This window comes from Shinella sp. (assembly GCF_049651085.1).
GTDB lineage: Bacteria > Pseudomonadota > Alphaproteobacteria > Rhizobiales > Rhizobiaceae > Shinella.
On the sequence record NZ_JBASBL010000014.1, the window covers coordinates 68,523 to 90,696 of the forward strand.

General features: G+C 64.9%; 23 protein-coding genes and 1 tRNA gene. 17 read left to right on the forward strand and 7 right to left on the reverse strand.

What is annotated here, in order from left to right; genetic code table 11:
* Window positions 1-145 precede the first annotated feature (145 nt).
* The 3 genes from modA (at window position 146) to modC (ending at window position 2,855) form a co-directional block, all read left to right on the forward strand.
* A complete protein-coding gene (modA, locus tag WA950_RS08280; protein ID WP_424551229.1) occupies window positions 146-919 on the forward strand; it encodes a molybdate ABC transporter substrate-binding protein in 774 nt (257 codons plus the stop codon).
* A 164-nt stretch (window positions 920-1,083) separates the two neighbouring features.
* Complete coding sequence (gene modB / locus WA950_RS08285; protein ID WP_424551230.1) at window positions 1,084-1,785, forward strand: molybdate ABC transporter permease subunit; 702 nt, start codon at window positions 1,084-1,086, stop codon at window positions 1,783-1,785.
* Window positions 1,782-2,855 carry a molybdenum ABC transporter ATP-binding protein gene (gene modC / locus WA950_RS08290; protein ID WP_424551231.1) on the forward strand — a complete coding sequence of 358 codons (1,074 nt, stop codon included), beginning with the start codon at window positions 1,782-1,784 and terminating at the stop codon, window positions 2,853-2,855. Before modB ends, modC begins: the two co-directional genes overlap by 4 nt.
* Before the next feature lie 43 nt (window positions 2,856-2,898).
* Here modC and WA950_RS08295 read toward each other — a convergent pair whose 3' ends face one another.
* Both WA950_RS08295 and WA950_RS08300 read right to left on the reverse strand, forming a co-directional pair.
* Complete coding sequence (locus WA950_RS08295) at window positions 2,899-3,258, reverse strand: winged helix-turn-helix domain-containing protein (protein ID WP_424551232.1); 360 nt, start codon at window positions 3,256-3,258, stop codon at window positions 2,899-2,901.
* Window positions 3,259-3,317: 59 nt separating this feature from the next.
* Entirely contained in the window at window positions 3,318-4,655 is a 1,338-nt protein-coding gene (locus tag WA950_RS08300; protein ID WP_424551233.1) for an aspartate aminotransferase family protein, read from the reverse strand.
* A 243-nt stretch (window positions 4,656-4,898) separates the two neighbouring features.
* On the opposite strand from WA950_RS08300, the gene WA950_RS08305 reads away from it, so the two are divergent.
* Complete coding sequence (locus WA950_RS08305; protein WP_424551234.1) at window positions 4,899-5,447, forward strand: cupin domain-containing protein; 549 nt, start codon at window positions 4,899-4,901, stop codon at window positions 5,445-5,447.
* A 52-nt stretch (window positions 5,448-5,499) separates the two neighbouring features.
* Here the strand turns inward: WA950_RS08305 and WA950_RS08310 are convergent, their stop codons facing one another.
* Window positions 5,500-5,682, reverse strand: a complete 183-nt coding sequence (locus WA950_RS08310) for a YegP family protein (protein ID WP_424551235.1) — start codon at window positions 5,680-5,682, stop codon at window positions 5,500-5,502.
* Window positions 5,683-5,898: 216 nt separating this feature from the next.
* Between WA950_RS08310 and WA950_RS08315 the strand changes: the two genes are divergently transcribed.
* Together WA950_RS08315 and scpB are read left to right on the forward strand one after the other, a co-directional pair.
* The gene (locus tag WA950_RS08315; protein WP_424551236.1) at window positions 5,899-6,852 is read left to right on the forward strand and encodes a DUF1403 family protein; all 954 of its coding nucleotides are present in this window, start codon (window positions 5,899-5,901) and stop codon (window positions 6,850-6,852) included.
* Between the two features lie 2 nt (window positions 6,853-6,854).
* On the forward strand, window positions 6,855-7,562 hold the full coding sequence (gene scpB, locus WA950_RS08320) for an SMC-Scp complex subunit ScpB (protein WP_424551237.1): 708 nt from the start codon (window positions 6,855-6,857) through the stop codon (window positions 7,560-7,562).
* A 146-nt stretch (window positions 7,563-7,708) separates the two neighbouring features.
* On the opposite strand, the gene WA950_RS08325 is transcribed toward scpB, so the two are convergent.
* Window positions 7,709-7,782, reverse strand: a tRNA-Gln gene (locus WA950_RS08325).
* Between the two features lie 249 nt (window positions 7,783-8,031).
* Here WA950_RS08325 and WA950_RS08330 point away from each other — a divergent pair.
* Genes WA950_RS08330 through WA950_RS08340 form a run of 3 tightly spaced genes read left to right on the forward strand, consistent with a single transcriptional unit; the run spans window position 8,032 to window position 10,687 of the window.
* On the forward strand, window positions 8,032-9,579 hold the full coding sequence (locus WA950_RS08330) for a Ppx/GppA phosphatase family protein (protein ID WP_424551238.1): 1,548 nt from the start codon (window positions 8,032-8,034) through the stop codon (window positions 9,577-9,579).
* The gene (locus tag WA950_RS08335; RefSeq protein WP_424551239.1) at window positions 9,576-10,304 is read left to right on the forward strand and encodes an RlmE family RNA methyltransferase; all 729 of its coding nucleotides are present in this window, start codon (window positions 9,576-9,578) and stop codon (window positions 10,302-10,304) included. The genes WA950_RS08330 and WA950_RS08335 overlap by 4 nt, the downstream gene beginning before the upstream one ends.
* Window positions 10,304-10,687 (forward strand): VOC family protein, encoded by a 384-nt coding sequence (locus WA950_RS08340; RefSeq protein ID WP_424551240.1) that lies wholly within the window; start codon window positions 10,304-10,306, stop codon window positions 10,685-10,687. The genes WA950_RS08335 and WA950_RS08340 overlap by 1 nt, the downstream gene beginning before the upstream one ends.
* A gap of 5 nt (window positions 10,688-10,692) precedes the next feature.
* Here the strand turns inward: WA950_RS08340 and WA950_RS08345 are convergent, their stop codons facing one another.
* Entirely contained in the window at window positions 10,693-12,102 is a 1,410-nt protein-coding gene (locus WA950_RS08345; protein ID WP_424551241.1) for a DHA2 family efflux MFS transporter permease subunit, read from the reverse strand.
* Between the two features lie 207 nt (window positions 12,103-12,309).
* On the opposite strand from WA950_RS08345, the gene WA950_RS08350 reads away from it, so the two are divergent.
* The 6 genes from WA950_RS08350 to WA950_RS08375 all read left to right on the forward strand — a co-directional run bounded on the left by WA950_RS08350 (window position 12,310) and on the right by WA950_RS08375 (window position 17,506).
* Window positions 12,310-13,305, forward strand: a complete 996-nt coding sequence (locus WA950_RS08350; protein ID WP_424551242.1) for an MBL fold metallo-hydrolase — start codon at window positions 12,310-12,312, stop codon at window positions 13,303-13,305.
* 182 nt (window positions 13,306-13,487) lie between these two features.
* Window positions 13,488-14,984, forward strand: a complete 1,497-nt coding sequence (gene guaB / locus WA950_RS08355) for an IMP dehydrogenase (RefSeq protein WP_424551243.1) — start codon at window positions 13,488-13,490, stop codon at window positions 14,982-14,984.
* A 136-nt stretch (window positions 14,985-15,120) separates the two neighbouring features.
* Window positions 15,121-15,480, forward strand: a complete 360-nt coding sequence (locus WA950_RS08360; protein WP_424551244.1) for a hypothetical protein — start codon at window positions 15,121-15,123, stop codon at window positions 15,478-15,480.
* A 115-nt stretch (window positions 15,481-15,595) separates the two neighbouring features.
* A complete protein-coding gene (locus WA950_RS08365; RefSeq protein ID WP_424551245.1) occupies window positions 15,596-16,015 on the forward strand; it encodes an MAPEG family protein in 420 nt (139 codons plus the stop codon).
* An 80-nt stretch (window positions 16,016-16,095) separates the two neighbouring features.
* Window positions 16,096-16,971: a dienelactone hydrolase family protein gene (locus WA950_RS08370; protein WP_424551246.1), complete on the forward strand. Its 876-nt coding sequence runs from the start codon at window positions 16,096-16,098 to the stop codon at window positions 16,969-16,971.
* Window positions 16,972-17,149: 178 nt separating this feature from the next.
* Window positions 17,150-17,506 carry a hypothetical protein gene (locus WA950_RS08375; protein WP_424551247.1) on the forward strand — a complete coding sequence of 119 codons (357 nt, stop codon included), beginning with the start codon at window positions 17,150-17,152 and terminating at the stop codon, window positions 17,504-17,506.
* A gap of 53 nt (window positions 17,507-17,559) precedes the next feature.
* Here WA950_RS08375 and WA950_RS08380 read toward each other — a convergent pair whose 3' ends face one another.
* The gene (locus tag WA950_RS08380) at window positions 17,560-18,117 is read right to left on the reverse strand and encodes a GNAT family N-acetyltransferase (protein ID WP_424551248.1); all 558 of its coding nucleotides are present in this window, start codon (window positions 18,115-18,117) and stop codon (window positions 17,560-17,562) included.
* An 11-nt stretch (window positions 18,118-18,128) separates the two neighbouring features.
* Window positions 18,129-19,082: a LysR substrate-binding domain-containing protein gene (locus tag WA950_RS08385; protein ID WP_424551249.1), complete on the reverse strand. Its 954-nt coding sequence runs from the start codon at window positions 19,080-19,082 to the stop codon at window positions 18,129-18,131.
* A gap of 275 nt (window positions 19,083-19,357) precedes the next feature.
* Here WA950_RS08385 and WA950_RS08390 point away from each other — a divergent pair, with 275 nt between their 5' ends.
* Together WA950_RS08390 and WA950_RS08395 are read left to right on the forward strand one after the other, a co-directional pair.
* Window positions 19,358-19,654: a DUF1127 domain-containing protein gene (locus WA950_RS08390; protein WP_424551250.1), complete on the forward strand. Its 297-nt coding sequence runs from the start codon at window positions 19,358-19,360 to the stop codon at window positions 19,652-19,654.
* 267 nt (window positions 19,655-19,921) lie between these two features.
* Window positions 19,922-22,171: a methyl-accepting chemotaxis protein gene (locus WA950_RS08395; RefSeq protein ID WP_424551251.1), complete on the forward strand. Its 2,250-nt coding sequence runs from the start codon at window positions 19,922-19,924 to the stop codon at window positions 22,169-22,171.
* The last annotated feature ends 3 nt before the right edge of the window (window positions 22,172-22,174 follow it).

Sequence of the window (22,174 nt, forward strand, 5' to 3'; positions counted from 1 at the left end):
CTTCAATCGGCCGGTCGCTCCGGCCGATTTTCTTTAAGCAGCTTCATTATGTTTTTGAAAATATAGCGCTGGCCAAGTCGCGAATGTGGATATATTCAGAGGAATATCACGCTGCCGCGCCAGGCAGGATCATGGGAGAACAGGAATGAACCGTCGTCTGCTTCTGAAACTGGCTGTCGCCACCTTCGCGGCACTACCGCTCGCCCTGCCGGCCGCCGCCGCGGAAAAGGTTACGGTCTTCGCCGCCGCCAGTCTCAAGAACGCGCTCGATGCGGCAAACGCCGCATGGCAGAAGGAAACCGGCAACGAGACGACGGTCTCCTATGCCGCAAGCTCGGCGCTCGCCAAGCAGATCGAGGCGGCAGCGCCCGCCGATCTCTTCATCTCGGCCGACCTTGCCTGGATGGACTACGTTGCGGAAAAGAAACTGGTCAAGGACGATACCCGCTCGAACCTGCTCGGCAACCGCATCGTGCTCGTCGCGCCGAAGGACAATGCCGCGACTGTCGAGATCAAGGACGGGTTTGACCTTTCCGGCCTCGTCGGCGACGGTAAGCTCGCCATGGGCGCGGTCGAGAGCGTGCCCGCCGGCAAATACGGCAAGGCGGCGCTCGAAAAGCTCGGCGCCTGGTCTGCCGTCGAAGGCAAGGTGGCGGGCGCGGAAAGCGTGCGCGCGGCGCTGGCGCTCGTCTCGCGCGGCGAAGCACCCTACGGCATTGTCTACGAGACGGACGCCGCTGCCGATCCGGGCGTCGCCATTGTCGGCACCTTCCCGGAAGACAGCCATCCGCCGATTATCTATCCTGTGGCCATCCTTGCCGAATCGCAGAGCACGGCCGCGAGCGCCTATCTCGACTTCCTGAAGTCCGACAAGGCCGCCCCCTTCTTCACCGAACAGGGTTTTACCATTCTGAAGTAAGGCGAGCCTCGCGACAGGTCGCGCCACTAGCCTGGCGTCCTGTTTGTTGACGAGCCCCCGCCAGTCACTCCGTCATCCTCGGGCCATAGCCGAGGATGACGAAAGAGAGCTCGGGGTCTTCATGCTCCCGTATATGGGCCTGTGTGCATTTCGAAAGGACACGCGTGGACTGGCTTGCCTTGAGCGATGAGGAATGGACGGCGATCCGGCTGAGCCTCAGGGTTTCGGCGGTGGCAGTTCTCGTCAGCCTGCCGCTCGGCATTCTTGTCGCGCTGGCGCTGGCGCGCGGCCGGTTCTGGGGCAAGTCGCTGCTCAACGGCATCGTGCACCTGCCGCTCATCCTGCCGCCGGTCGTTACCGGCTTCATCCTGCTCATCCTGTTCGGCCGGCGCGGCCCCATCGGTGCGCTGCTTTTCGACTGGTTCGGCATCGTGCTTTCCTTCCGCTGGACCGGCGCGGCACTCGCCTGCGGCGTCATGGGCTTTCCGCTGATGGTGCGCACGATCCGCCTGTCCATCGAGGCCGTCGATCGCAAGCTGGAAGAGGCGGCGGGCACGCTCGGCGCCAGCCCCGCCTGGGTCTTCCTCACGGTGACTTTGCCGCTCGTCTTTCCCGGCATCCTCGCCGGCATGATCCTCGCCTTCGCCAAGGCGATGGGAGAATTCGGCGCGACCATCACCTTCGTCTCCAACATTCCCGGCGAGACCCAGACCCTTTCGGCGGCGATCTACACCTTCACCCAGGTGCCCGGCGGCGATGCCGGCGCCATGCGGCTTACCCTCGTCGCCATCGCCATCTCCATGATCGCGCTGCTCGCGTCGGAAATCCTGGCTCAGCGCCTCGGCCGCAAGGTGAACCTCGAATGAGCCTCGTGGTCGAAGCAAAGCACCGTCTCGGCGATTTCTCGCTCGACGCCGCCTTCACCTCGAATGGCGGCGTCACCGCCCTGTTCGGACGCTCCGGTTCGGGAAAGACCTCGCTCATCCGCATCATCGCCGGCCTGACGCGCCCGGGCTCGGGCCGCGTGGCTCTGGGCGACGACGTGCTGGTCGATACCGCACGCGGCATCTTCGTGCCGCCGCATCGTCGCCGCTTCGGCTATGTCTTTCAGGAGGCGCGGCTCTTTCCGCACCTCACCGTCCGGCAGAACCTCCACTATGGCCGCTGGTTTTCGCCGAAGGCCACGCGCACGGAAAATCCGGACCGCGTCATCGATCTGCTCGGCATCGGCAACCTGCTCGATCGCCAGCCGGCCAATCTTTCCGGCGGAGAGAAGCAGCGCGTCGCCATCGGGCGTGCGCTGCTGGCGTCGCCCCGCCTGCTTTTGATGGACGAGCCGCTTGCTGCCCTCGACGAGGAGCGCAAGGCGGAAATCCTTCCCTATCTGGAACGCCTGCGCGACGAGATGGGCATTCCCATCGTCTATGTCAGCCATTCAATCGCCGAAGTCGCCCGGCTCGCCGACAGGGTCGTCCTGATGGCCGATGGCCGCATCGAGGCGATCGGTCCGGCTTCCGATGTGCTCGGCGGCCCGAAGCTTGCCTCCTCCCTCGATCGCCGCGAGGCCGGGAGCGTCCTTTCCGGCCATGTCGAGACGCGCGATGCCGCCCATGGGCTCGCCACCATCCGCCTCGATGGCGGCGCAGCGATCCTCGTGCCGGGAGCCGCGGTGGCGCCGGGCGAGACGGTACGGCTGCGCATTCCCGCCCGCGATGTCATGGTGGCGACCATCCGCCCGGAAGGTCTCAGCGCGCTCAACATTCTGGAAGGAACGGTGGAGGCGGTGGAGCCGGATGGCGAAGGCATGGCGAGCCTGCGCATCGCCTGCGGCGGCGATCATGTGCGCGCCCGCATCACGGCCTTGTCGGTCGAGCGCCTCGGCCTGACGCCGGGCCTGCCGGTTCATGCCGTCATCAAGACGGTGGCGCTGGAATAGCGGTTTAGCGCCCGCACTGGCGGAAGTCAGGCGGGCGCAGGCTTTAATCCGCCAGATGGTCGACGATCCAGTCGATATCCTCGGCCAGCGCCGCGCGGGCCTTCTCTTCCATGGCGTGGTAATGCGCGATGAGCGCCTCGCCGAAGGGCGTCAGCACCGCACCGCCGCCCTGCTTGCCGCCGCGCTGCGATTCCACCACCGGCTCGCGGAAAAGCCGGTTCATCTCGTCCACCAGCAGCCACGCCCGGCGATAGGACATGTCCATTGCCCGCCCGCCGGCCGAAATCGAGCCGGTCTGCCTGATGTGGTGTAGAAGCTGGATCTTCCCCCGGCCGATCCGGCCTTCCGGTTCGAACTGAAGCCGGAAGATGAGTTTCGGCGCGATCTTGCTGGATGCTGACATGAAAAGGGCCCGTATGGAGTACGGGCCCAGCTATAGCAGCGTTTCGTGCCGAAGAAAGCTCAGGCCGCGCGCTTCAAGGCATCGCCTAGGATCGAGACGATATCCTCGAAATGCTTCTTCTCGGCGATCAGCGGCGGCGAGAAGGCGATGATGTCGCCGGTGACGCGGATCAGGAGGCCCTTTTCGAAGCAATCGACGAAGACGTCATAGGCCCGTGCGCCCGGTGCGCCGTCGCGCGAGGCAAGCTCGATTCCGGCGATGAGGCCGATCGTGCGGATATCGATGACATGGGGCAGGCCCTTCAGCGAATGCATCGCCGCGTGCCAGTCGTCTTGCAACTCGGCGCCGCGGGTGAACAGGCCTTCGTCGCGGTAGATGTCGAGCGTCGCGATGCCCGCGGCGCAAGCCGCCGGGTGGCCCGAATAGGTATAGCCATGGAACAGCTCGATGGCGTTTTCCGGGCCGTGCATCAACGCGTCATGCACCTTGCGGTTGGAAAAGACCGCGCCCATCGGGATCGCGCCGTTGGTGAGGCCCTTGGCGGCGGTCACCAGGTCCGGCGTCACGCCGAAATAGTCGGTGGCGAAGGCCGTGCCCAGACGGCCGAAACCGGTGATGACCTCGTCGAAGATCAACAGGATGCCATGCTTGTCGCAGATCGCGCGCAGCTTTTCGAGATAGCCCTTCGGCGGGATCAGCACGCCGGTGGAGCCTGCGACGGGTTCCACGATGCAGGCCGCGATGGTTTCCGCGCCATGCAGCGCGACGAGCCGTTCGAGATCGTCCGCAAGGTCGGCGCCGTGCTCCGGCTGGCCCTTCACATAGGCGTTGCGGGCCGGATCATGCGTATGGCGCAGGTGATCGGAACCGGCAAGCTGCGGGAAGACGCGGCGGTTGTTGAGAATGCCGCCAACCGAAATGCCGCCGAAGCCGACGCCGTGATAGCCGCGCTCGCGGCCGATGAGGCGCGTGCGCGTGCCCTGGCCGATGGCGCGCTGGTAGGCAATCGCCATCTTCAGCGCGGTGTCGACCGATTCGGAGCCGGAGCCCGTGTAGAACACACGGTCGAGCTTTGCACCTTCCGGGCCGGGGGCGATTTCCGCCAGCCGCTCGGCAAAGTCGAAGGCGATCGGATGGCCCATCTGGAAGGAGGGCGCAAAATCCAGCTGCGTCAGCTGGCGCTCGACGGCGGCGGCGATCTGCCGGCGGCCGTGGCCGGCATTGACGCACCAGAGGCCTGCGGTGCCGTCAAGAACGGTGCGGCCGTCAGTGCTGGTGTAATACATGCCTTCGGCGCTTGCGAGCAGGCGCGGCGCTGCCTTGAACTGGCGATTGGCGGTAAAGGGCATCCAGTAGCTGTCGAGCACCGGTGCGTTGGGCTTGTTGTGAACGTTCATGGCAGGTCTCCTCCAGAGCAATTCCGGAAAAAGTGCGCAGCGGTTTTGCGTCCGGAATTGCGAAAAACAACGGACAGAGCTTTTCCGCGTTTCGGAGAAAGGCGGAAATGTTCTGGCTGGGCGATTGACGTCATGATTTCTCATGCCGAACAAGTCCTTTTCTGGTTGACGCCAAGCGATTGAAATTAAAGGATGTGGGAAGAGCGATTTTCGCTATTTCGAACATCTAGAACAGGAAATGCCATGTCGGTCGATATCGGGGGCAGGTTGCGCCACCTGCGCATGGCCCACAATCTCTCGCAGCGCGAACTCGCCAAACGCGCCGGCGTAACAAATTCGACGATCTCGCTGATCGAATCGAATGCCTCCAACCCGTCGGTCGGCGCGCTGAAACGCATCCTCGACGGTATCCCGATCGGTCTGGCTGAGTTCTTCGCCTTCGAGCCCGATCGCCCGAAAAAGGCATTCTACCGCTCGGACGAACTCGTCGAGATCGGCAAGGGGCCGATCTCCTTCCGCCAGATCGGCGACAATCTCTTCGGCCGCAGCCTGCAGATATTGAAGGAGTGCTACCAGCCCGGCGCCGACACCGGAAAGGTGCCGCTGGTGCATGACGGCGAAGAGGGCGGCATCGTGCTTTCCGGCCGGCTGGAAGTGACCGTCGACGACGAGCGCCGCATCCTCGGTCCGGGCGATGCCTACTATTTCGAGAGCCGCCGGCCGCATCGCTTCCGCTGCGTCGGCCCGGTGCCCTGCGAGGTCATCAGCGCCTGCACCCCGCCGACCTTCTGAGACGCAAAACGCCCGCCGGGAGAACCGGCGGGCGTTTGCGAAGGCGAAGGGATCAGGCCTGGCTGTTGTCTTCGACAGGCGCGCCGGGGCCGTTCTTCTTGATCGAATCGATGGCGTTCTGCGCGCTGGCCTTGCTCGCATAGCCCTCCGTCGAGAACATGATCTCGCTGTTGTACTTGAAGCGAACGCGATATTCGCCAGCCTTGTCCTTGTAGATCTCGAACTTGTGAGCCACGGGTTTCCCTCTCTTTGGGTGTGAATCAGGCACACGCAACCTGCCAGCCGGCGAAACCGCTGGCAAGGGAGCGGGGTGCCGGTTCCGGCTTTCCGATCGCCTGATTTCCGTCCGCCTCCCGCGCCATGCCCGTGGCGACAACGCGGATCTACGGATAAGCGGTGCGGTTCGGCCGAAAACCGTGGCATGAACCGCTCCGGCATGTAAGCTGACGATATGGATTCGCCCGCGCTCTCACAGATGCCGACCCTGCCATGGTCCGCCCAGCTTCCCGGCTGGGTGGTGTCGCCCAGCCGGGAGCCAGGCGATCTCAACGCCGCTTTCGCCGCCGGCGTCGCATTGAAGTCCCTTGATGATCTGGTGCGCTGCGCGCCGCGCTGGGCTGGCTGCTGGCGGTCCCGGCAGGCATTGGCCTGCGCCGTCGCCGCCGTCCGGCTGTTGGGGCGCAGCGAGGCTGAACCGGCGCTGCGTGACGCGGTGCTGCTCACCTCTGCCGGCGACGATCCGGGCCCCGCCGGAAAGGTGTTCCTCGCCTTCAAGAGGCTTTCGGCGCGAAAGCCCGGTTTTTCGACGAAGGCGGTGGCCGAACTGGCCGATCTGCTGGGCCTTGCCGCGCAAGACCGGTTTGCCAGCGTGGTCGATCACGCCGACGCGGCGCTGCAATCCGGCCGGCCGATACCCTTCGCTGCGGCAGACCTCGTTACGGCCATTCATGCCGAACGCCCGGACGCAGAACCGCTCGCCTTCGCGCTTGCCGACATGCTGATCGCGGAAAAACTCAAATGGCCCTTGCCGGTGCCGCTCTTGATGGCCGAGCGCTACGGCCCGGCTTTCCGCACGGTCGGGGGCAGGGGGCGCGTTCGCCCGGGGGAGCCGGCCTTTGCGCGCGCCGTGTGCCTTGCCCTGGTCGAGGGAACCGGGACGGCGCTGCGCTCGGCCGCCGACATTGCCCGGCGCGCGGACGGGCTTCTGGCGGCTGCGCCGAAGGTCCGCACCAAGGGGGCTGCGGCGGTCATTCAGCGATTGCTCGATGACGATGCGGTGCCGGCCGCTGCCCCCGGCAGCAATCTCTCTCGCTGGGCGGCAAGCCGCCTGTTTGAGCGACTGCACGGGTTTGGCGTGGTGCGCGAACTTTCCGGCCGCTCATCCTTCCGGATTTACGGGTTGTGACCATGCGTGGGCCGGACGGTGCCAAAACAGCACGCCGCAAGGAACGCACGCCGCAAGCGGACGGCGCCAGCGCCCGCCTGTATGATCGGGAACTGGAGGATTTGCCGGCGGAGCTGCGCTGGCGCGAATGGATGCTGCGCGTCGAGGCCGTGCTGTTTGCCGCGGCGGAGCCGGTGAGCCGTGAGATGCTCGCGCGCGTCGTCGGCCGGGATTGCAGTGTCGATCTTTTGATCGAGGATCTCCGGGCTGACCTTTGCGACCGGCCCTACGAGGTCGTCCCGGTCGCCGGTGGCTGGCAATACCGCACCCGTCCCCGCTATGCCGAAACCATCCGGGCGGCCGCCGCGCCGACAAGGGCCCCGACGGCCGCCCTGTCGAAATTCGAGGCGATGGCTTTGGCGGCGATCACCTATTTTCAGCCGATCACTCGCGGGGACCTGTCGAAAATCTTCGGCAAGGAGGTCAGCCGCGACACGATCGCCGCCCTCCGCAACGCCGGCTTCCTCGCCTCCGGCCCGCGCAGCCCGACGCCGGGCGCGCCCTATACCTATGTGACGACGAAGCAGTTCCTCACAGCCTTCGGCATGGAGACCCTGCGGGACCTGCCCGACATCGAAGCACTTGAAGATGCGGGATTGCTGAGCCGAAGAGAAATGGCCGCCGAGCCGGTTTCGGGCCTTTCCGACGAGGACGACCAGCAGGAAGACTGACGGGCTCTCAAGATCCGCGGCTGATGTGTTTGAGCGCGATTGGCCGAGTACAGGCAGCCAACTAAAAGCCAATGTGGAATATCCACAAGGCTGCAACGCTGAGGCCTTGCAAAGTAAACTATTTTATTCGTTGAGAAAAAAGGCGCTGGCTGGGGAACCTGGATTCGAACCAAGATTAACGGAGTCAGAGTCCGTCGTTCTACCGTTGAACTATTCCCCAGCATGGCATGTGCCGGTTTGGCCGGCGCCTGTGAGGCGGGCTTATAAACAAATGACGGCGAGATGCAAATGGTTTTTTCGGGAAAATCGCGTCGATCCTGCCAGCGGCCTGTCAGGGGTGTGGGTGTCGCGGTTGCGTCACAAAAAGAATTTGGCGAACGGGCCAGGCACTGGTAATGTCGCCTCAACGAAGATCGAGAGAGCGCCTGCTTGCAGCTTTTCAGCTTTGCGCGGCGCCATAGGCAATGATGTGAACGACCCCGACAGCGGCGAAAAGCCGTCCGTTTCCGGGGCGCGCGATGCGGGCGATACGGCACGACCCAAGCGGTCGCGCCGGCGCAAGGGAAAGCAGAAGGGCGCGATCAGTCCCTCTGGCGTTTCCCTGTCCGCAGGCCAGGCGGCCGGCATGTCCGGACCGGCTGAGCGCCCCAAGGCCATTGAAAATGGCGACACCGCGCGCAGGAACAAGCGCCGCCGGCGCAGCAAGGGCGTCGGCAGCGAGAACGTGCGCCCGCTTGCGCCCGTCGGCCAGCGCGAATCCCCCCAGCGGGAGCAGCGCCAGGACGAGGGCCGGAAAAATCGCCGGAAACACCGCGGCAAGAAGGCGGCATCGCGCGTTGCGGCGCCCGTCGGGGATACGGTTGCCGCCCACCCGGCGATGGAGCCCGCCGCCGAATCGCGCATTGCCCAGCCGTCGCCCGAAATGCGCCGCGAGGCCGCGCCGGCCTATCGCCCTGCCGATCGTGACGGCTATGACGCACCGCTCTATGCCGCGCTCGATCTCGGCACCAACAATTGCCGCCTGCTTATCGCCCAGCCGACCCGGCCCGGCCAGTTCCGCGTCGTCGACGCCTTCTCGCGGATCGTACGCCTCGGCGAAGGTCTTGCGGCAAGCGGCCGGCTTTCCGACGAGGCGATGGACCGGTCCGTCGAGGCGTTGAAGATCTGCGCCGCCAAGCTCAAGCACCGCAACATCCGCCGCGCCCGGCTGATCGCCACCGAGGCCTGCCGAGCGGCGGAAAACGGCGAGGCCTTCCTTGAACGGGTGATGGAAGAAACCGGGCTCGATCTCGAGGTCATCAACCGGGAGACCGAGGCGCGGCTTGCGGTTTCCGGCTGCTCCTCGCTTGTCGGGCGCGAGGCGAAATCCGTCGTGCTCTTCGATATCGGCGGCGGCTCGTCGGAAATCGCGGTCATCCGCATCGGCGACAACCGGTCCAGCCGCCTTGCCAATCACATCACGCACTGGACCTCGCTGCCGGTCGGCGTCGTCACGCTTTCCGAACGCCATGGCGGGCGCGACGTGACGCCGGAAAGCTTTGCGGGCATGGTCTCGGAAGTCGAGGGCATGCTGGCAGGCTTCGATTGCCCCGTCGAACTCGTCCATGCGCCGGAGGATTTCCACCTCATCGGCACGTCGGGCACGGTGACGACGCTTGCGGGCGTGCATCTTGACCTGCCGCGCTACGATCGCCGCCGCGTTGATGGCGTCTGGCTTTCGGACGACGAGGTCACGGCCATGCAGGCGCGGCTTCTGTCCTGGGATTTCACCGCCCGCGCGGCCAATCCCTGCATCGGGCCGGACCGGGCAGACCTCGTGCTCGCCGGTTGCGCCATCCTGGAGGCAATCCGCAAGCGCTGGCCGTCGCGCCGCATGCGCGTGGCCGACCGGGGCCTGCGCGAAGGCCTGCTCACCGATATGATGGCGGATGACGGCGTATGGCGTCGTGGCCGCCACCGCCGCAATCATCGCGGCGGACAACGCAATCCGGCAAAGCCCGAAGGACAGGCATCATGACCAAGCCCCCCGTCGGCGGCAACCGTACCGGCCGCAAGCTCGGCCAGAAGGTCAAGAAGGGCAAGCTCAAGGCGTCCTCGCGCCGCTGGCTCGAACGCCATATCAACGATCCCTATGTGCAGCGCGCCAAGCTCGAGGGCTATCGCGCCCGCGCGGCGTTCAAGCTGCTGGAGATCGACGAGAAGCACAACATTCTTTCCGGCGCCAAGCGCATCATCGACCTTGGCGCAGCGCCGGGAAGCTGGTCGCAGATCGCCGCCAAGGTGACGGATTCGACCGATGGAGACCCGCGCGTCGCCGCCATCGATTTCCTCGAAATGGATCCGCTGCCGGGCGTGAACATCCTCCAGATGGACTTCCTGGAGCCGGAGGCGCCGCAGAAACTCATCGAGGCGGTCGGCGGGGCGCCGAACCTCGTCTTCTCCGACATGGCGGCGCCGACGACCGGCCACCGCCAGACGGACCATCTTCGCACCATGCATCTGTGCGAGGTCGCCGCGCAGTTCGCGGTGGAGGTGCTGGCCGAGGGCGGGCATTTCCTAGCAAAGACCTTCCAGGGTGGCACCGAGCGCGAACTGCTCGCCATGCTCAAGAAGAATTTCAAGCAGGTCATCCACATCAAGCCGGGCGCCTCGCGCGCCGAATCGGTGGAAATGTTCCTGCTGGCGAAGGGCTTCAAGGGCCGCCAGCCGCAAGAAGAGGCGGAGACGGAAGCGGAGGCCTGATGCTGCTCTATGCCACCGTCGGCACCAACGACCTGACGCGTGCCGGCCGCTTCTACGACGCCGTCCTGCCACTCATCGGCTACCGGCGGCAGAAGGACGCGCCGGGCGAGATCGGCTACGGTTCGGACGGCGACGTGCGTTGCCGCTTCTGGGTGGTGGAGCCCTTCAACCGGGAACCGGCGACCTATGGCAATGGCGTGACCATCGCCCTCGTTGCCCCTGATCGTGCCGCCGTCGACGCTTTCCATGCGGCAGCGCTTGCCGCGGGCGGCACGGACGAGGGCGCGCCGGGACTTCGCCCGTTCCATGCCAGCTTCTACGCGGCCTTCGTGCGCGATCACGACGGCAACAAGCTAGTTGCCGTCTGCGAAAAGCCGGAATAGCTCTCCTACTTCACCGCCGCCGTTTCTTCTTCCCCCGTGGCCGTGCGGTGGCCGGAAACGGCCGCGCCGGCGTTCCTGGCCATGGCGATGAACGGAATGACGGAAAGCAGCGTCAGGGCCGAAATCACCATGAAGGCGATCTGGAAATCGCGCAGCTCCAGCGGCGAGCCGGTCAGGGTGGTCTCGATTTCGAGAATGGTGCCCGCCACCGCGACGCCGAGCGCAAGGCTGATCTGCTGAAGCACGGCGCTCATCGATGTCGCCTTGCTGGCGTCCTCGTTCGAGATATCGGCGAAGGAAAGCGCGTTCACGCTGGTGAAGAAGAAGGAGCGGGCAAAGCCGGTGATCAGCAACACGCCCGCCATGAGCCAGAAGGGTGTCGCCGTCGTGAAGAGGCCGTTCACGAAGGTCAGCGCCGCGCCGCAGATCGCGGCGACGATGAGGGTCGTGCGGAAGCCCGCGAAGGTCAGCACGCGCTTGGCGATGAACTTGGTGGTGATCGCTCCGATGGCGCCGGTGAAGGTGACGAGGCCGGACTGGAACGGTGACAGGCCGAAACCGACCTGCAGCATCAGCGGCATCAGGAAGGGCACGGCGCCAACGGAAATGCGGAACAGCGTGCCGCCGATCGCGGCGGCGCGAAACGCGCTGTCGCGGAACAGCTTGAGGTCGAGCAGCGGCGTCGGATGGCGTCTTGCGTGGCGGACATAGAGGACGCCGCAGGCAAGGCCGATGACGGTGGTGACGATCCCGATGACAGGCGGCAGGGCGGGGAGGCTCACCACCGACAGGCCGAACATCGTGCCGGAGGCGGCAATGGCGCTGAGGAAGAAGCCTTTCCAGTCGAGCGGCGGCGGCGCGGCGGCGCGGATATCCGGCAGGTAGAGGCCGGAAAGAACATAGCCGACAATGCCGACCGGCACATTGATGAGAAAGATCCAGTGCCAGGAAAAATAGGTGGTGATGAAGCCGCCGAGCGGCGGGCCGGCGAGGGGGCCGACCAGCGCGGGGATGGTCAGCAGCGCCATGGCGGAGACCAGTTCGGAACGCGACGTGCTGCGCACCAGAACGAGGCGCGCCACCGGCGTCATCATCGCGCCGCCCATGCCCTGCAGGAAGCGCGAGACGATGAAGGCGACGAGGCTGTCGGCGACCGCGCACAGGATGGAGCCGGCAACGAAGACGAGGATCGCAAGGCGGAAGATGCGTTTTGCCCCGAACCGGTCCGCCATCCAGCCGCTCAGCGGAATGAAGGTCGCGAGCGACACCATGTAGGAGGTCAGCGCGAGCTTCAGCGTGATCGGCCCGACGCCGAGATCGGCGGCGATGGCCGGCAGCGACGTGGAGATGACGGTGGAGTCCATCTGCTCCATGAAGAGCGCGACGGCGAGAATGAGGGGAACGATACGGTTCATCTGCACATCGCGTTTCGAAGAAAGCGGAGGCGCGCGAGCGCGGATCCGTCCGTTTTCTGCGCCCCTCTCCGCCGTCTGTCAAATCGGGAAAGGGGAAGTCGCCGCATCACAAGCCCGTGATGCGGCGGGATAGGATCGTGACAGCGCCCTAGATGGACGCGTGTCATCCTGCTGTCGATGCAGCCATTCACCAAAGAAGGTAGATCCATGGGACATCAATCGACAATCTCGCGCCGATCCTTGTTTCTGGCCGTCGGCGTCGGCACATTGGCCGCGCCGCTGGTGCTAAGCCGCGCGGCCGCCTTTGCCCAAACCGGAAGCGACGCCACCGACATGAGAGTAAGCCCCCTAGAGATACGCAGCCTGAAGCTTGGCAGCTTTCGTGTCCTGACCGTGCGTGACGGCATTCGCCAGTCGGGCGCGCCGAACGAGACCTTCGGCACCAACCAGTCCGCCGACGCGGTGGGCGCGCTTCTTGCGGAAAATTTCCTGCCGGCCGACTCCTTCGTCAACAGTTTCACGCCGACGCTCGTCGATACGGGCGCCGAAGTGGTGCTCTTCGACACGGGCATGGGCGAGGGCGGGCGTGACGCGGGGATGGGACGCCTGCTCGAAGGGCTGAACCAAGCCGGCTACACGCCGGATCAGATCTCCGTCGTAGTCCTGACCCATATGCATGGCGACCATATCGGCGGGCTTATGGAGGGCGGCAAGCCGGCTTTCCCCAATGCGCGCTACGTCACCGGCCGCACGGAATACGATTTCTGGGTCAATCCGGAGCGCATGGGAACGCCCGCCGAACAGGGCCATCAGGGCGTGCTCGCCAAGGTGCAGCCGCTCGCCGAGAAGCTGACCTTCATCGAGAACGAAGGCGAGGTCGTGCCCGGCATCACCGGCCTCGACGCCTTCGGCCATTCGCCGGGCCACATGATCTTCCGCGTCGAGTCGGAGGGCAAGGCGCTGATCCTGACGGCGGACACGGCAAACCACTACGTGCTGTCGCTGCAACGGCCGGACTGGGAAGTGCGTTTCGACATGGACAAGGCCGCAGCCGCCGCGACCCGCAAACGGGTCTTCGACATGATCGCCGCGGACAGGCTGGCCTTCATCGGCTACCACATGCCGTTTCCGGCGGCCGGTTTTGTCGAGAAGGGCGGCGAGGGATATCGCTTCGTGCCGGTGAGCTACCAGTTCGACATTTGAGCCCAGCGCCTGTGTGCAGACGAGCGCCCGGGAGCGATTCCGGGCGTTTTGCTATTTCCAATCCGTCATGAACGTGTTACCAGCCCTCGCCAACTTCCAAGAATTTCTTGCAAGCAACCGAGGTGGACACTCCCAATGTTCCCCCTTGGTGCGTAAGCTTTACCCTAAAAGGAACTTGGCCTATGGCGCGCATCATTGAAACGGCAACCGGTCTCGAAGCACTGACCTTCGACGACGTCCTCCTGCAGCCCGGTCACTCCGAGGTCATGCCGGGTCAGACCAACATTGCGACCCGCATCGCGCATGATTTCGAGCTGAACCTGCCGATCCTTTCCTCCGCGATGGACACGGTGACGGAAAGCCGTCTGGCCATCGCCATGGCGCAGGCCGGCGGCCTCGGCGTCATCCACCGCAACCTGACGCCCTCCGAGCAGGCCGAAGAAGTCCGCCAGGTCAAGAAGTTCGAAAGCGGCATGGTCATCAACCCCGTGACGATCGGCCCGGATGCCACGCTCGCCGACGCGCTGGCGCTGATGAAGGATCACGGCATTTCGGGGATTCCCGTCGTCGAGAACGGCGGTATCGGCAAGGCCGGACGTCTCGTCGGCATCCTGACGAACCGCGACGTGCGCTTCGCCTCGGATCCGGCGCAGAAGATTTACGAACTGATGACCCGCGAGAACCTCATCACGGTCAAGGAGAACGTCGATCAGCAGGAAGCCAAGCGCCTGCTGCACCGCCACCGCATCGAAAAGCTGCTGGTTGTCGATGGTGATGGCCGCTGCGTCGGTCTCATCACCGTCAAGGACATGGAAAAGTCCCAGCTCAACCCCAATGCCTCGAAGGACGCACAGGGCCGGCTTCGCGCCGCCGCGGCAATCTCCGTCGGCGATGACGGCTTCGAGCGCGCCGAGCGCCTCATCGATGCCGGCATCGACCTGATCGTCGTGGATACCGCGCACGGCCATTCGCAGCGCGTGCTCGATGCCGTCGCCCGCGTGAAGAAGCTTTCGAGCACGGTGCGCATCATGGCCGGCAACGTCGCCACGGCGGACGGCACCAGGGCGCTGATCGACGTCGGTGCGGATGCGGTCAAGGTCGGCATCGGTCCGGGCTCGATCTGCACCACGCGCATCGTCGCCGGCGTCGGCGTGCCGCAGCTCGCTGCCATCATGGCGTCCGTCGAGGCAGCGCAGGCTCTCGACATTCCAGTCATCGCCGATGGCGGCATCAAGTTCTCCGGCGACCTCGCCAAGGCGATCGCCGCCGGCGCTTCGGCCGTCATGGTCGGTTCGCTGCTGGCCGGCACGGATGAAAGCCCGGGCGAGGTCTTCCTCTACCAGGGCCGCTCCTTCAAGGCCTATCGCGGCATGGGCTCCGTCGGCGCCATGGCGCGCGGCTCGGCAGACCGCTACTTCCAGGCGGAAGTGCGCGACACGCTGAAGCTCGTGCCGGAAGGCGTCGAGGGCCAGGTTCCCTACAAGGGGCCGGTTTCGGGCGTGCTGCATCAGCTCGCCGGTGGCCTCAAGGCCTCCATGGGCTATGTCGGCGGCCACGACCTCAAGGACTTCCAGCAAAAGGCGACCTTCGTGCGTATCTCCGGCGCGGGCCTTCGCGAAAGCCACGCCCACGACGTGACGATCACCCGCGAAAGCCCGAACTATCCCGGCGCTGCCTGATCGTCCGGCTGCCCTGATGAACCGTGAAATGCCCGGCTTTGCCGGGCATTTTCGTCTTCTGTTGCTGTTCCGTTTTATCCTGCATGTGCATAGGATGGAATGCTGGCAATCGCGCCGGTTTCATCTGGGGGACATCATGAAGAAGATACTGGCTGGCGCCCTTCTGGGCCTGGGATTGGTCGTGCCTGCGCAGGCACAGACGGTCAATGCCGGCACCTATAACGTCAAGGGCACGAATTTCGACGGTTCGGCCTATAGCGGCACGGCGACGATCGAACTGACGAGCGAGACGACCTGCTCGATCGAATGGCATACCGGTACGGCGACCTCGAACGGCATCTGCATGCTCTACGACAACGCCTTCGCCGCCGGCTACGTGCTGGGCGACGCCATCGGGCTCATCGTCTATCAGGTGCAGAGCGACGGATCGCTGGAAGGCGCCTGGACGATCAGCGGCAAGGACGGTTCGGGCACCGAAATCCTGACACCGCAATAAGCGCGCCGTTCCTTCGGCTTGTCGCCATGGCCCTTTCCGGTTGAGGCTTGCGGCCGAAACACTTATTCATCCGCAAGCGCTTGCAACAGGCTCAACGACAAGTCGAAGGAATCCCATGTCTCCCACGGAAGCCACGATCTGGCCGATGATCGCGCATGTCGCGCTCGTCTTCTGCCTTTATTTGCTGCTCTCCACCCGCCGCGTCGGCGCGGTCAAGGACGGGCGCGCCCGGCCCGACCAGTTCCGCGAAAATCGCGAGGAGCCGGCTGAAAGCCTTGTCGTCAAGAACGCCATCGCCAACCAGTTCGAACTGCCGGTGCTCTTTTATGCCGTGAGCATCCTTCTCTATCTCGTCGATGCCGACAATCCGGTCACCGTTGCCGGCGGCTGGCTGTTCGTGGCGCTGCGCTACGCCCATGCCTATGTGCATGTCACCAGCAACCGCCTGCGCTATCGCCGCCCGCTGTTCATCGCGGGGCTGCTGGTCGTCATGCTCCTGTGGATCTGGCTCGGCGTCTGGCTCGCCATGACCTGATTGCGGTAACGCAGTTGTGTGCGGCGGCTTTCAGGCGGCGGCCTATCTTATGCTTCGGCTGGAAAACCGGAGGATCCGCCATGGACAAGCCGCAGATTACGCAGGCGATGATCGACGCCTATGACGAATATACCCATCTGACCCTCGACCGACGCAGTTTCATGGAGCGCCTGACGGCGCTTGCCGGGTCCGGCGTTGCGGCGGCCGCCATCGCGCCGCTGCTTGCGGCCAATTCCGCAAGCGCCGAGATGATCGCCGCAAGTGACGAGCGCCTTTCCGCCAAGGATGTCGTCTATGGCGGCAGTTCCGGCGAGATGAAGGGCTATCTCGTGCGCCCCAAGGCAGTGACAGGCCCGCTCGGCAGCGTCATCGTCATCCACGAGAACCGCGGGCTCAACCCGCATATCCGCGACGTCGCCCGCCGCATGGCCCTGGAGGGTTTCATCGCGCTCGCCCCCGACTTTCTCTCGCCTTCCGGTGGCACGCCGGACAACGAGGACCAGGCGCGTGACATGATCGGCAAGCTCGATCCGGCGGCGACGGTGGCCAATGCGCAGGAGAGCCTGCAATTCCTCGCCAAGCTCGACGGCGCGAACGGCAAGGTCGGCGCCATCGGCTTCTGCTGGGGCGGCGGTCTCGTCAACCGCCTCGCCACGAAATCGCGGGAGCTGAAGGCAGGCGTCGCCTACTACGGCGCGCAGCCGCCCGCCGAAGACGTGCCGAACATCCAGGCGGCGCTGATGCTGCACTATGCCGGCCTCGACGAGCGCATCAATGCCGGCATCGAGGCCTATCGCAAGGCACTTGAAGCCAACGGAAAGGCTGTCGAGATCCACATCTATGACGGTGTCAACCATGCCTTCAACAACGATACCTCGGCCGCGCGCTACGACAAGGCCGCAGCCGACCTTGCCTGGCAGCGCACGGTTGCGTTCCTGAAGAAGAATCTTGCCTAGGTGGATTGCCGGGCAGAATAAAGCAAATGACTGATCCGTTTGACAAAACGGAGCCAGGTTCCAGGCGGACCCGGCCCCGTTTGTTTAGGGGCAACAGCAACACCGCGCGCTTGCGGCCAAGCAAAATATTGCAGCATCGGGCGAGCGGTATCATCATCAGTCAGACAGGAAAATTTCCGTGAAATCCATCGTCACCAAATCGATTGCCGCCTTTGCCGCGGCGACGCTGCTCATCTGTGCGCCGGCCGCTCTCGCCGCCGGCATGAAGTTCGACATCAAGAACAGCTCTGACTACATCATCGACGGGTTCTACACCGGCGAGAACGGCGAATGGAGCGCCAACTGGATGGACTTCAAGCTCAATGGCGGGGAAACCGCCAACATGGAGTTCAACTACGACGGCCCGTGCGACATCGAATTCTATGTCAGCTGGGAAGGCGAGGACGGTTCCAGCATCAAGGGTGATGAGACGACGATCAACATCTGCGATGCGAGCACGATCTATTTCGACGGCAAGGAAGCCACCTACGATTGATCGCAACGCATCCTGATGCGTCTACTACCCCGGCGTGGCGACATGCCGGGGTTTTATGTGCCGGGTTGCGTCAGCTGCATGGCGCAGCGCGTATCGCGCGAAAGCCCGTGCCCGGCTTCCTCGTCCAGCACATCCGCAAGGCGCGGTGAAAGCGCATCATCATCCAGTGTGCGAAAGCCGAGCCGTTCATAGAACGGGCAGTTCCAGGGAATGGTGCGGAAGGTCGTGAGCGTCACGGCATCGAGGTTGCGGCGTGCGGCTTCGTCTGTCGCATGCCCGATCAGCTTGCGGCCGATCCCGAAGCCCTGATGCAGGTGGTCGACGGAAATCTCCCAGATGTGCAGGTCGCGCCCGATGATCTCGGCGCTGAGAAAACCGACCGGCTCGTCGTCGCCGGCAGCTGCCACCCAGTTCGTGCCCTTGCCGATGAGATCGCGGTGCCGTTCGGCCGACTGCACGTCGCCCACGGCCAGCCACGAGAAGGCCTCGATCAGCCGGAAGGACTGCGCAGCCGAGCGCTCGATCTGCCGCAGCGTCTCGATTTCGTCTTCGCGGGCAAGGCGGATCGTCACCCTGGACGGCCCGACCTTGCCGGTGGGAGCGCCGTCCATGGGAATGAGTGTCACCATCCGGGCAGGATATGCCCCGGCCGGAGCCGCTGCACGCGCGGAAAGATCTTCACCTCGGCTTCGGTCAGGTCGTCGGCGGCCGTCAGCGGGGTGATGTTGTCGAGGCAGGCGGTGATATGGCTTGTGATCGCGTTTGAGAGCGAGGGCGAAAGGCCGGGCCGCCGCATGATGCCGATCTGCACCGGCGCGAGCGGCGGAAAGCCGTCGGCCTGCGTCAGCACCTTCATGCCGGGGCGCAGCGCCGATTCCGGCAGGACCGAGACCGCCATGCCCGCCATGACGGCGGCGGCGACGACGGTGGAGGACCAGCTCGTGAACAAGACCTGATAGTCGCGCCCGACCGAATCGAGCGCCCCGCAGGCGATCTGCCGCCACTGGCAGTCGCGCCGGCCGACGGCGAGCGGCACCGGCGCATTCTCCGGCAGGGGATGGTTTGCCGACATGACCCAGCAGAGCGGTTCCGTGCGCACGACATCGGACTGGCGCTGGCGCGGATTGTGCGTCACGAGCGCGATATCGAGTTCGCCCTTGGCCATCTTTTCCGCAAGGTCCACCGATGGCTCGCAGACGATGTAAAGCTCGACATTGGGATGCGTCTTGGCAAACCGCATGATGATTTCCGGCATGTAGCGGTCGGCATAGTCGTCCGGCGTGCCGATGCGAAGCATGCCTTCGAGGCGGTTGTCGTCGAAGGCGGCGATGGCTTCGTTGTTGAGGCGCATCATCCGGCGGGCATAGTTGAGCAGGCGCTCGCCCTCGGCGGTCAGCCGGTTGCCGCGACCGTCCTTCATGAAGAGCTGCTTGCCGATACGCTCCTCAAGCCGCCGCATCTGCATCGAGACGGCCGACTGGGTCTTGAAGACCCGCTCCGCCGCCCGCGTGAAACTCCCGGTATCTGCAATCGCCACGAAGGTCTGGAGCTGATCGATGTCTAGCGGAGCGGACATAATGTTACTCATAAGATTGTTTGATTGATACTATTAGAAACATTCGTTGGACTGATCAATGGGATTCTGCGAAAAACGGGGTGTCGAACGATTGATCCCGGCCCGCCGGTCGCCGTTCGAAGAATACGCCGCCTCGCCACGACCTCCGGCAGACGGCTCTTCTTGAGACATGACCTTTGAACCGCCGCCCATCCCTGTGGGCGGTGAATGATCACGGGCGTCTGCGAAACCCCATCGAAGGACGATGGAGCGCTGCGCCGGAAAGGAGAAATGCCATGCGCATGATCGACCGCAGAATGGAAGTGGATACCCTCGCGAAGCGCCGCCAGGCGCCGACCCTTCTCGCGCGTGTCCGCAACGCCGCCTCCATGCTTGTTCGCGCCTGGCAGAATCGCCGCGTGATCAACCGGTTGAGCGAACTCGACGACCACCAGCTCTTCGACATGGGGCTGTGCCGTTACGACGTTCACGAGGTTCGGTCCGCCTCGTTCTTCTCCGATGCCGGCCTGTATCTGACGATCGTGGCGCGTGAGCGCGCGCGCCGTCACCTGCGCAGCGGCCGCCTGGATTGATGTCTGCCGTCGCCGCCCTGTCTTGCAAGGCGGCGCCATTCTTCCCCGCAGGGTGAGAGCCAATAACCCTGCCGCTTGCCCGACGCGTGACTCCCAAGGTCCGCGTCGGGCTTTTTCCCGAGTTTTCCCGCCAGATTCGCTTTACTTTAGGTAAACCACCCTCGGCTACCGTGCATTCCGGCAGCCGCGGAACCGTTCCGCGGGCATGACGCTGTCTGCCTTCCGGATGAGCCGGACCCTTGTCTCGTTGCCATCGGACGGATCGCCATGCGGATTTCCCGGAAACTGCCCCTTGCTGCTGCAATGCTCACGCTTCTTTCCATCGGTGCCGCCAGCGCCGTGTCGTTGTTCGTCAGCGCCGATACGGTCACCGAACAGGTGATGCAGAAGCTGGAGGCGACCGCGGACGGGCGGCGCAACGAGGCGCGCACCTATCTGGAAGGCATGAAGCTCGATCTCCTGAGCCATTCCACCGCAATGCCGACGACGCAGGCCTTCTACGGCTTTGCCGGCGCCTGGGGCGCGCTCGGCAAGGACCCGGCCAAGGAGTTGCACGAGCGCTATATCGAGAACAATCCCAATCCGCCGGCCGCGCGCTATCTGTTCGACACCGCGAAGAAGGACAATTTCGACCGATCGCACAAGCAATATCATGTGACGTTCCGCAAGCACCTGGAATCCCAGGGCTATGACGATCTCTACATGATCGACCCCAAGGGCAACGTGCTCTATTCCGTCGCCAAGGCGGAGGATTTCGGCACGAACGTGCTCGACGGCCCCTACAAGGACAGCGGTCTGACCGCGGCGTTCAACGATGCCATGGCCCTGAAGGAACCGGGCGCCATCGTCTTCTCCGATTTTTCCGAATATGCCGCGCTCGGCGGCGCGCCGGCGGCCTTCGTCGCCGCGCCCATCGTCATGAACGGCCGCACGCTCGGCATCATGGCGATCCGCGTGCCGAACGCCAAGATCGACGCCATCTTCGGCAACAGCAAGGGGCTCGGCGAGACCGGCGAGACGGTGCTGGTGCGCGCCGACGGCCTGGTGCTGACCGATTCCGCCCGCACGCCCGAGCCGGACGCACTGAAGGTCCGCCTCGATATCACGAACCTGCCGGTCGGCAGTGAAACCCACGGCGCGATCACCGATGCCGCGGGCACGGATCTGTATGCCGCCGCTTCGCCGTTGTCCTTCGGCGGCGCGGATTGGTCGGTGGTCGCCAAGATCACCCGCGCGGAAGCGAGCGCCGGCCTGATGCGCGGCACGCTGATCGTGCTCGGCCTCACCGCCGTGATCATCGGTCTTGCGATCTTCGCGGCCACGGTGTTCTCCCGCGCGCTGACGCGGCCGATCCACCAGCTCGTCCGGGCAATGACCGACCTTGCCGCCGGCAATACCGAAATCCAGCTTCCGAGGGAAAACCGGGCCGACGAGATCGGCGACATGGTGCGTTCCGTCGCCGTCTTCCGCACCGCGGCGCTGGAGAAGGAGGCGCTGGAGCGTTCGAGCACGGAGACGCGTGACCATGCCGCCCGCGAGCAGCGAGCGCAGGAGGCCGCCAAGGCCGAGCAGCAGCGTCAGGTGCAGGAGGCGGTCGAAACGCTGGGTGCGGCCTTGGAGCGCCTGTCTGCGGGTGACCTGTCGACGGTCATTGACCATGCATTTGCCGAGGGGCTCGATGAGCTGCGGGTGGACTTCAACACCTCCGTCCGCCGCCTTGCCGAAACCATCGCCGCCGTTTCCTCCAATGCCCGCTCGATCGATGGCAAGGTGGCCCATGTCGATGCCGCCGCCCGCGACATTGCCGAGCGCACCGAAAGCCAGGTCGAGGCGCTGGAGCGCACGAGCGAGGCTGTCGGCCAGATGATGGAGGCGATCCGCAGCTCCACCGCGCGCGCGGGCGAGGCCACGCGCATGGCGACGGAAGCCAAGAGCAGCACCGATCGGTCGAGCGGCGTCGTCTCGGATGCGGTTTCGGCCATGGAGCGCATCGAGGGGGCCTCGCGCGAAATCTCGAGCATCATCAACGTCATCGACGAGATCGCCTTCCAGACGAACCTGCTGGCGCTGAATGCCGGCGTCGAGGCGGCGCGGGCAGGGGAGGCCGGCAAGGGCTTTGCTGTCGTCGCGCAGGAAGTGCGCGAACTCGCCCAGCGCTCGGCCACTGCGGCCAAGGACATCAAGGCGCTGATCACCAAGTCGGGCATGGAAGTGGCGAAGGGCGTGGATCTCGTGCAGCAGACGGGCGCGGCGCTTTCCGGCATTGCCGAGCAGGTGAGCCGCATCAACGACCACATCCATTCGATCGCCGCTGCGGCCAACCAGCAATCGTCGAGCCTCGGCGATATCAGCCGCTCGATGGGCGCGATGGAGCAGGTGACGGCCCAGAACCGTCAGGCCGTGTCCCAGACGGCGGCCGGCATGTCGGGTCTTGCCGGCGATACGCGCTCGCTTGCCGCCATCGTCGAACGGTTCAACGTGCCGGCAGAGGCGGAACTGGGCAGGCAGGCGGCCTGATCG

Coding starts and splice junctions, on each gene's coding strand:
- WA950_RS08350 (WP_424551242.1), top strand. CDS start 12,310: ATGGGACATCAATCGACAATCTCGCGCCGATCCTTGTTTCTGGCCGTC.
- modA (WP_424551229.1), top strand. CDS start 146: ATGAACCGTCGTCTGCTTCTGAAACTGGCTGTCGCCACCTTCGCGGCA.
- WA950_RS08360 (WP_424551244.1), top strand. CDS start 15,121: ATGAAGAAGATACTGGCTGGCGCCCTTCTGGGCCTGGGATTGGTCGTG.
- WA950_RS08335 (WP_424551239.1), top strand. CDS start 9,576: ATGACCAAGCCCCCCGTCGGCGGCAACCGTACCGGCCGCAAGCTCGGC.
- WA950_RS08295 (WP_424551232.1), bottom strand. CDS start 3,258: ATGTCAGCATCCAGCAAGATCGCGCCGAAACTCATCTTCCGGCTTCAG.
- WA950_RS08385 (WP_424551249.1), bottom strand. CDS start 19,082: ATGTCCGCTCCGCTAGACATCGATCAGCTCCAGACCTTCGTGGCGATT.
- WA950_RS08315 (WP_424551236.1), top strand. CDS start 5,899: ATGGATTCGCCCGCGCTCTCACAGATGCCGACCCTGCCATGGTCCGCC.
- WA950_RS08345 (WP_424551241.1), bottom strand. CDS start 12,102: ATGAACCGTATCGTTCCCCTCATTCTCGCCGTCGCGCTCTTCATGGAG.
- guaB (WP_424551243.1), top strand. CDS start 13,488: ATGGCGCGCATCATTGAAACGGCAACCGGTCTCGAAGCACTGACCTTC.
- WA950_RS08370 (WP_424551246.1), top strand. CDS start 16,096: ATGGACAAGCCGCAGATTACGCAGGCGATGATCGACGCCTATGACGAA.
- WA950_RS08305 (WP_424551234.1), top strand. CDS start 4,899: ATGTCGGTCGATATCGGGGGCAGGTTGCGCCACCTGCGCATGGCCCAC.
- WA950_RS08340 (WP_424551240.1), top strand. CDS start 10,304: ATGCTGCTCTATGCCACCGTCGGCACCAACGACCTGACGCGTGCCGGC.
- scpB (WP_424551237.1), top strand. CDS start 6,855: ATGCGTGGGCCGGACGGTGCCAAAACAGCACGCCGCAAGGAACGCACG.
- WA950_RS08300 (WP_424551233.1), bottom strand. CDS start 4,655: ATGAACGTTCACAACAAGCCCAACGCACCGGTGCTCGACAGCTACTGG.
- WA950_RS08380 (WP_424551248.1), bottom strand. CDS start 18,117: ATGGACGGCGCTCCCACCGGCAAGGTCGGGCCGTCCAGGGTGACGATC.
- modC (WP_424551231.1), top strand. CDS start 1,782: ATGAGCCTCGTGGTCGAAGCAAAGCACCGTCTCGGCGATTTCTCGCTC.
- WA950_RS08395 (WP_424551251.1), top strand. CDS start 19,922: ATGCGGATTTCCCGGAAACTGCCCCTTGCTGCTGCAATGCTCACGCTT.
- WA950_RS08365 (WP_424551245.1), top strand. CDS start 15,596: ATGTCTCCCACGGAAGCCACGATCTGGCCGATGATCGCGCATGTCGCG.
- WA950_RS08390 (WP_424551250.1), top strand. CDS start 19,358: ATGCGCATGATCGACCGCAGAATGGAAGTGGATACCCTCGCGAAGCGC.